The 9408-nt window shown below is 65.9% G+C and carries 12 protein-coding genes; 6 read left to right on the top strand and 6 right to left on the bottom strand.

Annotation, left to right across the window (positions count from 1 at the left end; translation table 11 throughout):
- Positions 1 to 613: DoxX family protein (locus GOPIP_RS18070; protein WP_035728382.1), on the bottom strand; the 613-nt coding region annotated here is incomplete at its 3' end.
- Between the two features lie 146 nt (positions 614 to 759).
- Entirely contained in the window at positions 760 to 1446 is a 687-nt protein-coding gene (locus GOPIP_RS18065; RefSeq protein WP_006371208.1) for an MBL fold metallo-hydrolase, read from the bottom strand.
- Positions 1447 to 1620: 174 nt separating this feature from the next.
- On the opposite strand from GOPIP_RS18065, the gene uvrA reads away from it, so the two are divergent.
- Positions 1621 to 4500, top strand: a complete 2880-nt coding sequence (uvrA, locus tag GOPIP_RS18060) for an excinuclease ABC subunit UvrA (RefSeq protein WP_006371207.1) — start codon at positions 1621 to 1623, stop codon at positions 4498 to 4500.
- 57 nt (positions 4501 to 4557) lie between these two features.
- Here the strand turns inward: uvrA and GOPIP_RS18055 are convergent, their stop codons facing one another.
- Positions 4558 to 4950, bottom strand: coding sequence for a hypothetical protein (locus GOPIP_RS18055; RefSeq protein WP_035728379.1), 393 nt, complete (start codon positions 4948 to 4950; stop codon positions 4558 to 4560).
- 4 nt (positions 4951 to 4954) lie between these two features.
- On the bottom strand, positions 4955 to 5284 hold the full coding sequence (locus tag GOPIP_RS18050) for a hypothetical protein (protein ID WP_006371205.1): 330 nt from the start codon (positions 5282 to 5284) through the stop codon (positions 4955 to 4957).
- 114 nt (positions 5285 to 5398) lie between these two features.
- Between GOPIP_RS18050 and GOPIP_RS18045 the strand changes: the two genes are divergently transcribed.
- Positions 5399 to 6196, top strand: a complete 798-nt coding sequence (locus tag GOPIP_RS18045) for a carbon-nitrogen hydrolase family protein (RefSeq protein WP_006371204.1) — start codon at positions 5399 to 5401, stop codon at positions 6194 to 6196.
- On the opposite strand, the gene GOPIP_RS18040 is transcribed toward GOPIP_RS18045, so the two are convergent.
- Positions 6129 to 6731 carry a LysE family transporter gene (locus tag GOPIP_RS18040; protein ID WP_244421178.1) on the bottom strand — a complete coding sequence of 201 codons (603 nt, stop codon included), beginning with the start codon at positions 6729 to 6731 and terminating at the stop codon, positions 6129 to 6131. The two genes, GOPIP_RS18045 and GOPIP_RS18040, sit on opposite strands and share 68 nt — an antisense overlap.
- Positions 6732 to 6820: 89 nt before the next feature.
- Between GOPIP_RS18040 and GOPIP_RS18035 the strand changes: the two genes are divergently transcribed.
- Positions 6821 to 7255, top strand: coding sequence for an Lrp/AsnC family transcriptional regulator (locus GOPIP_RS18035; RefSeq protein WP_006371202.1), 435 nt, complete (start codon positions 6821 to 6823; stop codon positions 7253 to 7255).
- A gap of 70 nt (positions 7256 to 7325) precedes the next feature.
- Here the strand turns inward: GOPIP_RS18035 and GOPIP_RS18030 are convergent, their stop codons facing one another.
- Positions 7326 to 7763 carry a DUF1844 domain-containing protein gene (locus tag GOPIP_RS18030; RefSeq protein ID WP_006371201.1) on the bottom strand — a complete coding sequence of 146 codons (438 nt, stop codon included), beginning with the start codon at positions 7761 to 7763 and terminating at the stop codon, positions 7326 to 7328.
- A 241-nt stretch (positions 7764 to 8004) separates the two neighbouring features.
- Between GOPIP_RS18030 and infC the strand changes: the two genes are divergently transcribed.
- The 3 genes from infC (at position 8005) to rplT (ending at position 9373) form a co-directional block, all read left to right on the top strand.
- Entirely contained in the window at positions 8005 to 8652 is a 648-nt protein-coding gene (gene infC, locus GOPIP_RS18025) for a translation initiation factor IF-3 (protein ID WP_081482531.1), read from the top strand.
- Positions 8653 to 8763: 111 nt separating this feature from the next.
- Positions 8764 to 8958, top strand: a complete 195-nt coding sequence (rpmI, locus tag GOPIP_RS18020) for a 50S ribosomal protein L35 (protein WP_006371199.1) — start codon at positions 8764 to 8766, stop codon at positions 8956 to 8958.
- Between the two features lie 34 nt (positions 8959 to 8992).
- On the top strand, positions 8993 to 9373 hold the full coding sequence (gene rplT, locus GOPIP_RS18015) for a 50S ribosomal protein L20 (protein WP_006371198.1): 381 nt from the start codon (positions 8993 to 8995) through the stop codon (positions 9371 to 9373).
- Positions 9374 to 9408 lie beyond the last annotated feature (35 nt).

Here is a 9408-nt window from a genome sequence, read left to right as displayed (position 1 = left end):
CCTCGGTGAGCTCGGGGGCGCGGTCGCGCAGCAGTTCGGCGGCCTCCTCGGACTTCTCGCCGAGGACCGATGCACCCTCATGGGTGCGTTCGACGATCGAATCCCACGCTGAGGAGCCGGCCTTCGCGCCGACCGGCAGGGCCGCGGTGACCGCGGCGGTCGCGGCACTGGCCTTGCGCTTTCCGCGCCACGCGAGCGAGGGCTTGCCCTCGGTGTCCGCTGCGGCGATCAGCAGTCCACCGGCGAGGCTGACGTTCTTGAGGAACTGTGTGCGCTGGAGGTTGCGCTTGGCCGGATCGGTCTCCTGCCAGAAGGGATGGCCGGCAAAGGTGGTCGGTACCAGCGACCCGGCCAGACCGAGTGCGGCGATTCGCGGGAACTTGCCCGTCGCGAGCAACAATCCGCCACCGACCTGCACGGCGCCGTTGATCCGCACCAGCAACTCGGGGTCGTGGGGGACAGCGGCGGAAACGTTCTCGGGCAGGGCATTCAAGGAACTCTCGATGAAATCACCAGCCATCTCGGCGCGGCCGGTCGGCTTGCGCAACGCGTCGACACCCGACGCGATGAACACGGTGGCGAGCATGGGACGGGCGATACGGCGAAGAATCATCAGTGACACTGCCCTTCGTTCGGTCTGCGTGCGGAGCCGGACGCCCGACGGTGGCCGACCCGTGTTCTCGAATCAGCTCGGTCGATATGGCGCCTCATCGAGGCTACCCGTCGTGGGCAGCGCGCCGGGGATTGCGCAAGGAACAGTTACCAGCCCCGCTCGCGCCACTCGGGCAGCGCAGGTCGCTCGGCGCCCAACGTGGTGTCCTTCCCGTGCCCGGGATAGACGACGGTGGAATCGGGGAAACGATCGAAGACCTTGGTCGAGACGTCGTCGATGAGGGTGTCGAAATCACCCGGTTGCCAGGTCTTCCCGACTCCACCGGGGAACAGCGAATCGCCGGTGAAGAGGTGCACGACGCCGTCGGCGGGGTCGGTGAGGGCGAGCGCGATGGAGCCCGGGGTGTGGCCGACGAGATGGATCGCCGTGAACGTGAGGTCGCCGACGGTGAGCTGGTCGCCATCGTCGACCAGCGTGTCCGGACGGACCGGCAATTCGTCGGCATCGATGCGGCCGGCAGCGGTCGGTGCACCGGTGGCGGTGGCGACCTGCTCGAGAGCCTGCCAGTGGTCGAAATGTTGGTGGGTGGTGAAGATCAGGGTGGGGGAGCCGCCGAGTTCGCGCAGGACGGCGAGGATGTCGTCGCCGTCGTTGGCGGCATCGATGATCAACTGCTCACCGGAGGATTTCGAGGTGATGATGTAGGTGTTGTTGTCCATCGGGCCGACGGACATCTTGGTGATGGTCGCGTGGGACAGCGTGCGGCGTTGGGGGCCACTCTCGGACAGGTCGCCGGTGTAGTCGTCGGAGATCGCCAGATCGTTCGAGGTCATAACACCCAACCCTAGACATTCGCGCGCCCCGCGTATCGTGGATCCGTGGCGTGCCGGGAAGCCTGTCCGGTGCGTACGACCCACTCTCCCCGGAATTTGTCGGTGGCTCCCGCTACGGTCATGCGCGCGGGGCGCCATGCGCCCGGACATTCGAGTTCTTGAGATAGGAATGCAGTGGTTGATCGCCTGATCGTCCGCGGAGCCCGTGAGCACAACCTGCGCGGAATCGACGTGGACCTGCCGCGTGACAGTCTGATCGTCTTCACCGGTCTGTCCGGGTCGGGGAAGTCCTCGCTGGCCTTCGACACGATCTTCGCCGAGGGCCAGCGCCGCTACGTCGAGTCGCTCTCGGCATATGCGCGTCAGTTCCTGGGCCAGATGGACAAACCCGACGTCGACTTCATCGAAGGCTTGTCCCCGGCGGTCTCGATCGACCAGAAGTCGACCAACCGCAATCCGCGGTCGACGGTCGGCACGATCACCGAGGTATACGACTACCTGCGACTGCTCTACGCGCGCGCCGGCAAGGCGCACTGCCCGGTGTGCGGCGCGGAGATCGCCAAACAGACACCCCAGCAGATCGTCGACCAGGTTCTCGAGATGGGGGAGGGCACCCGCTTCCAGGTCTTGGCGCCGGTCGTCCGTACCCGCAAGGGCGAGTTCGTGGATCTGTTCGCCGAACTCCAGACGCAGGGCTTCTCCCGTGCGCGGATCGACGGCAAGGTCCATCCATTGGCGGAGCCGCCGAAACTCAAGAAGCAGGAGAAGCACGACATCGAGGTCGTCGTGGACCGCCTGGTGGTCAAGAGCAGTGCCAAGCAGCGATTGACCGACTCGGTGGAGACGGCGCTGCGCCTGGCCGACGGCATCGTGGTGCTCGACTTCGTCGACCTCGACGCCGACGATCCGCACCGCGAGCGACGCTTCTCCGAGCGGATGGCCTGCCCGAATGGGCACCCCATCGCGATCGACGATCTCGAGCCCCGATCGTTCTCGTTCAACTCCCCGTACGGAGCATGTCCCGAATGCGACGGTCTCGGCGTCCGCAAGGAGATCGACGAGGATCTCGTCGTGCCCGACCCCGATCTCGCCTTGTCGGACGGCGCGATCGCGCCGTGGTCGTCGGGACACAATGCGGACTACTTCCTGCGACTGATGGGCGGCCTGGCCGACCAGATGGGTTTCGACGTCGACACCCCGTGGAAGAAGTTGCCCGCCAAGGCACGCAACGCGCTGCTCAACGGCAGTGACCATCAGGTTCACGTCAAGTTCCGCAACCGATACGGCCGCACCCGCTCGTACTACACCGAGTTCGAGGGCGTGATGGCCTTCCTCAGCAGGCGGATGGATCAGACCGAGTCCGAGCAGATGAAGGAGCGTTACGAGGGGTACATGCGCGACGTGCCGTGCCCCGCGTGTGGTGGGGCCCGCCTGCGACCGGAGATCCTGTCGGTGACCCTCGACCATCCGACCGACGGGCCCCGATCGATCGCGCAGGTCTGCGAACTCTCGATCTCCGAATGTGCGACGTACCTCGACGGTCTGTCCCTCGATGCCCGGCAGAAGGCGATCGCCGGCCGCGTTCTCAAAGAAGTACAGGCTCGCATCCGGTTCCTGCTCGACGTGGGCCTGGAGTACCTGTCGCTCGAACGCGCGGCCGGGTCGTTGTCCGGTGGCGAAGCACAACGCATCCGCCTTGCCACCCAGATCGGTGCAGGGCTGGCCGGGGTGCTCTACGTCCTCGACGAGCCGTCGATCGGGCTGCACCAGCGCGACAACCGACGACTCATCGACACGCTGACCCGCTTGCGCGATCTCGGCAACACGCTGATCGTCGTCGAACACGACGAGGACACCATCCGCGCGGCCGATTGGATCGTCGACATCGGCCCCCGGGCCGGTGAACACGGTGGTGAGGTCGTGCACTCGGGCAGCTACAAGGAACTGCTCAAGAATCGGAAGTCGTTGACGGGCAACTATCTTGCGGGTCGAGACACCCTTCCGGTGCCGGCGATCCGACGGCCGATCACCAAGAACCGGCACATCACGGTTGTCGGGGCGCGCGAACACAATCTGCGGGGCATCGATGTGACGTTCCCGCTCGGTGTGCTCACCGCCGTGACGGGAGTGTCCGGGTCGGGGAAATCGACCCTGGTCAACGACATACTCGCCACGGTCCTCGCCAACAAGCTCAACGGCGCTCGACAGGTCCCGGGCCGGCACACGCGGGTCAACGGGTTGGGAAACCTCGACAAGCTCGTTCAGGTGGACCAGTCGCCGATCGGACGCACCCCGCGTTCCAACCCGGCGACCTACACCGGCGTCTTCGACAAGATCCGAACCCTGTTCGCAGCCACCACCGAGGCCAAGGTGCGCGGCTATCAGCCGGGTCGGTTCTCGTTCAACGTCAAGGGCGGCCGGTGCGAGGCGTGCACCGGTGAGGGCACGATCAAGATCGAGATGAACTTCCTGCCCGATGTCTACGTGCCGTGCGAGGTGTGCCACGGGGCGCGGTACAACCGCGAAACTCTCGAGGTCCACTACAAGGGCAAGACCATCTCGGAGGTTCTCGACATGCCGATCGAGGAGGCCGCCGAGTTCTTCGAACCGGTGACCTCGATTCACCGCTACCTCAAGACACTGGTCGAGGTCGGGCTCGGTTACGTCCGGCTCGGGCAGCCGGCGCCGACATTGTCCGGCGGTGAGGCGCAACGCGTGAAGCTCTCCGCCGAACTCCAGAAACGGTCGTCGGGACGCACCGTCTACATCCTCGACGAGCCGACCACCGGCCTGCACTTCGAGGACATCAAGAAACTGCTCGCGGTGATCAACGGACTGGTCGACAAGGGCAACACCGTGATCGTCATCGAGCACAATCTCGACGTGATCAAGACCGCCGACTGGGTGATCGACATGGGGCCCGAGGGTGGAACCGGGGGCGGCCTGGTCGTCGCGGAGGGCACTCCGGAGGAGATCGCCGACACCCCGGAGAGCCACACCGGCAAGTTCCTCGCCGAGATCCTCGACGACGAGCGGGTCGCCTCGGCCGGCTGACGGCGCCCTTCAGTTCGCCGACAGCGCTCACCTATCCGCCGACGGTGCTCGTGGCGGTCAGTCGTCGTAGTTGTCGAAGGCTTTCATCGAACTCCAGTCCGGCCAGGTCAACTCCCACAGGCGGTGGATGCGTCGACCTCGGAACGTCGCGACGAACATCACTTCGATGTCGGTGGCAGCCTCGTCGGGACGTTTCGTCGTGATCCAGAGACGCCCGGCGAGGCGATCGGAATCCTCGACCCATGCCTCGTCGTCGTAACGCACCGAGTAGGTGATGCGCGTCGAATAGACGCGCGCATGGCCGGCGTGGAAGGCGTCGTAGTCCTGCGTCTGGCCATTGGTGACGAGGATGAAATCTCGGTCGTAGTACTTATCCACCATCGAGATGTTCTTGGCCTCCACCATTCGCGTGAACATCTCTCGCATCACCGCTTGGAGTGGAGGTGCCATCGCGTCACCCACCCATCGACTTCCGGATCTCCTCGAGTCGTTTCTTCGCGGCCTCATCGCGCTTGCGCATCATCTCGTCCACCTGCTGACCTTCGGGGGTCCCTTCGGCCAGCTCTTGTGACCCGATCGCCGTCGCGATCCGATTCTCGATCTTGTCGCGCACGAAATCGAATGTGGGAACACCGGATTCGGTGTAGTCGGGGTCCGGGATCGACGGCGTGCCGGCGAACTGTCCGGGCGTCGTGGGTGGTACGACCACCTCGGCGTCGATGATCTCGTCCTCGGGTCCACCGGGCCCGGTGGGGGAGGATGCCGACTCGCCAGATTGCGTCATGACCTCCACCCTATGCGCGCCCGGGGACGGCTGTATGCGCTTGCCGAGCGGTGACGAACGAACCGGGACCGGAGACGGTGTGCGGACAGGTACCGAGCGCCTCACACTGAGAAGATGGCGGTCGACGGCTCGGTTCTGCGCGTAGCGGTGGCGCAGCCGGGTGACGGTTCGTCACTGAGGGATAGCGCGCGTCGCCACGCCGGTCTGATCCGGCGTGCCGGCGCCGACCTGATCGTTTTTCCCGAACTGTCTCTCACCGGGTATCACCTCGACGCACGCGATGTCGCCGTCGACGCGACCGAACTCGGGGTGATCGCCGACGCCTGCCACGACAGCGGGTGCACGGCGCTGATCGGCGCGCCGATCAGCGAGAACGGGCAACGTTACATTGCTGTCCTCCGCATCGATTCGACGACGACATCGGTGGTTTATCGGAAGTGCTTCCCGGGAGCGGACGAGCGTCCGCACTTCGCGGCCGGGCCGGGGCCCTGTGCCATCACGGTGCAGGGATGGTCGATCGGGCTCGGTATCTGCCGCGACACCGGGGTGGCAGCGCACGTGGCCGACACGGCTGCGCTCGACATCGATCTGTACGCTTGTGGCGTCGTCCACCACCGGTGGGAGTTGGACGAACAACGGCGCCGCGCGGCTCGGATCGCCGAGGCGTGTCGGTCGCCGGTGGCGATGGCGAGTGCTGCCGGCAGAACGGGCGGCGGCTACGACCTGCCGGCCGCACATTCGGCGATTGTCACTTCCGCAGGGGAGATCGCGGCCGATGCCGGCACCGCCGTGGATGCGGTGGTGGCGTGCGACCTTCAGTTGCGCCGGGCACTTGGCCCGGCGGTCATGCGTGAGCCATACCCGCCACGGCCAACGCAGCGCCCAGGAGTCCGACAACGAGATACCCCATGATCGTCAGCCCGCGCCGGAGTCGAGAACCCGCTCTGGATCCGAGTAGCGCACCCACGGTCACCAGTCCGGACTGCCAACTCAGCGAGGCCGCGATGACCCCGACGACAAATGCGATCCGCGCCACGGGAGGCAGCGGGCCGGTGGAGACCGCCACTGCAGAGAAGTAGACGAAGGTCGCCGGGTTGATCGCGGTCAAGCCGAAGAACACCAGGAATCGGCGGCCGGTTCGGGTCCGCCGACGCGGCAACGCCGTCGTCGCTGTCGGGGATCGACGTCGGATGCCCATCACCGCGATGACGATGAGAACCACTCCGCCGAGCACCTCAGGGAGCGCACCGAGTCGGCGGACCTCCGGTGCCACGATGGTTCCGGCGACGACCGACGCGAGCGCGTAGAGACCGTCCACCGAGGCGACCCCGACAGCCGCAGGCAGTCCGCGGCGAATGCCCGCGCTGACACCTTCGTGGATCAACAGAATCCCGATCGCCCCGAGTGGCATCGCCACGCCGAGCCCGGCCAGAAGACCCATACCCATCGCACTCACCGCCTCCCACATGCCGTCGACCCTGAGGCGCCGGCCCGACACAGAGGAGAGATTGAGCAGCGGAGCGCACAATTTTCTGTATGGACGACATCGACAGACAAATTCTCGGCATTCTGGCCACCGACGGCCGAGCATCGTTCAGTCACATCGGTCGAGTCGTCGGTCTGAGTACCAACGCGGCAGCCTCCCGCGTCAGGCGACTCGAAAGTGACGGCGTGATCCTCGGGTATCGAGCGGTGCTCGCCGATGCCGCCGAGGTCGACGTCCCGGTCACCTCGATCGAGGCCTTCGTCGACATCCGGTTACGCGAGGGCGTCGACTCGGAGCGATTTCTGGATTGGGCCGGAGGCGATCCGGCGGTGCTCGACGCCGTTCACGTGACCGGCTTGTTCGACTACCTGCTGCGCATCCGGGTGTCGGGAACCGCGGACCTCGATCGCTTTCTTCGCAGGGTCAAATCAGAGGGCGGGGCCGGTGGCTCACAGACCCGAATCGCTTTGCGCCCCAGGGACTGACGAGTGCGGTGTGAGTCGGCGCAACCGGTTGTGGGTCGGTGGTGCACGATGAGCGGAACGCGACGCGGTCTCAGCGCCGGCGGTCGCGCACCGGCCCGGTGTACTTCTCGCCCGGTCCTTCGCCGGGCCCGTCCGGGTATGCGCTCGCCTCGCGGAATGCGAGCTGCAGCTGCTTGAGTCCGTCGCGGATGGGTGCGGCGTGGATGCCGAGGTCTGCGCGTGAAGCGTCGACCAGTCCGGCGAGTGCGTGGATGAGCCGCCGGGCCTCGTCGAGGTCCACATCGGACTCCGAAGCACCCTCGGCGAGTCCCAGCTTCTCCGCCGACGCGCTCATGAGCATCACGATGGCCTTGGTGATGACCTCGATCGCCGGAATATCAGCCAGGTCGCGGACGTTGTCACCGTCGGCAATGGAAGGGTTCGACTCGGTCGGCCCGGAGCCCGTCGTCCCGCCGGCAGGCCCGTCACCTGCGGCGTCGTCGGAGGGCGAATAGGTGTTTCCGGTCATGACTGTTAGACTTCCATAGCACGACCGCCCCGGTTCGCCGGGGTTGCAAGTGGAGTCAGGCTCCCACCGCTACGACGCGCCATTGGCGCAGTTGTACGGTCCGGTCCCAAAGGCCCAGGTCAGCCGCATGGCTGCGTGGGTCGGATACGCCGAGCGTATTCGAGTGGACCGGTCGGCGTTGGAGCCCTGCCGATGATCTCTCGAGATCATCGCGGGGCTTTCTTGCTGAGGCCTTCTCTTCCTGCGCCCGACTCATCGCGGCGGCCGACCTGTTCGGAATTATCAAGGAGGCCCCATCAGCACTGAGACCCGCATCAACGAGCGCATCCGCGTACCGGAGGTCCGACTCGTCGGACCGAATTCGGAGCAGGTGGGCATCGTGCGTGTTGAAGATGCGCTCCGCCTGGCCTACGAGGCCGATCTGGATCTGGTCGAGGTCGCACCCGACGCCCGCCCGCCGGTGTGCAAGATCATGGACTACGGCAAGTTCAAATACGAAGCCGCCCAGAAGCAGCGCGAGGCGCGTCGTAACCAGCAGATGACCGTCATCAAGGAGCAAAAGCTCCGCCCGAAGATCGACGACCACGATTACGAGACCAAGAAGGGTCACGTCATCCGGTTCTTGAAGGACGGGTCCAAGGTGAAGGTCACCATCATGTTCCGTGGACGCGAGCAATCGCGACCCGAGCTCGGATTCCGGCTCCTGCAGCGTCTCGGCAACGACGTTGCCGACTACGGCTTCATCGAGACCTCGGCCAAGCAGGACGGACGGAACATGACGATGGTCCTCGCCCCGCACAAGGGAGCGAAGACCCGCGTCAAGGCGCAACAGCAGTCGCAACGCCCGCCGCGGCAGGCCGGCGACGACAGCGCCGACGCCACGAGCTAGTCGACACCGGCGTCGACTGCCCCGGGCGTCGACGCACGGACAGACCATCGCGAACCCAGCGCGCCCGCCGGAGCGGGCGCCGCTGGAGTTCGCCCTAACGAAGGAAGACACATGCCGAAGAGCAAGACCCACAAGGGCACCGCGAAGCGCTTCAAGGTGACCGGCAGCGGCAAGATCGTGCGCCAGAAGGCCAACCGTCGCCACCTGCTGGAGCACAAGCCCTCCCGTCGGACCCGTCGTCTCGACGGCACGACCGTTGTGAGCGAGAACGACGCACCGCGCATCAAGCGCCTGCTCAACCGCTGACGCCCTGACCACCACCGAGAAGAGGATTGACTAAATGGCACGCGTGAAAAGGGCTGTCAACGCCCAGAAGAAGCGTCGGACGACCCTGGAGGCCTCCAAGGGATACCGCGGTCAGCGTTCGCGCCTGTACCGCAAGGCCAAGGAGCAGCAGCTCCACTCGCTGACCTACGCCTACCGGGACCGTCGCGCCCGCAAGGGTGAGTTCCGCAAGCTGTGGATCGCGCGCATCAACGCCGCGGCCCGCGCCAACGACATCACCTACAACCGCTTCATCCAGGGCCTCAAGGCCGCGGGTGTCGAGGTCGACCGCAAGGTGCTCGCCGACATCGCCGTCACCGACCCGGAGGCCTTCACCGGTCTCGTCGAGGTCGCGCGTAAGGCGCTGCCCGCCGACGTCAACGCGCCGGCCGCCTGATCACCACGTAGTTGCGTTGGTGCAGACCGACAACA

Origin of the sequence: Gordonia polyisoprenivorans NBRC 16320 = JCM 10675, assembly GCF_000241325.1 — a bacterium.
Classification (GTDB): Bacteria; Actinomycetota; Actinomycetes; order Mycobacteriales; family Mycobacteriaceae; genus Gordonia; species Gordonia polyisoprenivorans.
The sequence above is the reverse complement of the archived record's forward strand: the minus strand, read 5'-3'. Positions and strand labels throughout refer to the sequence as shown.

Coding starts and splice junctions, on each gene's coding strand:
- GOPIP_RS18045 (WP_006371204.1), top strand. CDS start 5,399: ATGGCGGTCGACGGCTCGGTTCTGCGCGTAGCGGTGGCGCAGCCGGGT.
- GOPIP_RS18040 (WP_244421178.1), bottom strand. CDS start 6,731: ATGGGTATGGGTCTTCTGGCCGGGCTCGGCGTGGCGATGCCACTCGGG.
- GOPIP_RS18055 (WP_035728379.1), bottom strand. CDS start 4,950: ATGGCACCTCCACTCCAAGCGGTGATGCGAGAGATGTTCACGCGAATG.
- rpmI (WP_006371199.1), top strand. CDS start 8,764: ATGCCGAAGAGCAAGACCCACAAGGGCACCGCGAAGCGCTTCAAGGTG.
- GOPIP_RS18035 (WP_006371202.1), top strand. CDS start 6,821: ATGGACGACATCGACAGACAAATTCTCGGCATTCTGGCCACCGACGGC.
- GOPIP_RS18030 (WP_006371201.1), bottom strand. CDS start 7,763: ATGACCGGAAACACCTATTCGCCCTCCGACGACGCCGCAGGTGACGGG.
- rplT (WP_006371198.1), top strand. CDS start 8,993: ATGGCACGCGTGAAAAGGGCTGTCAACGCCCAGAAGAAGCGTCGGACG.
- GOPIP_RS18050 (WP_006371205.1), bottom strand. CDS start 5,284: ATGACGCAATCTGGCGAGTCGGCATCCTCCCCCACCGGGCCCGGTGGA.
- GOPIP_RS18065 (WP_006371208.1), bottom strand. CDS start 1,446: ATGACCTCGAACGATCTGGCGATCTCCGACGACTACACCGGCGACCTG.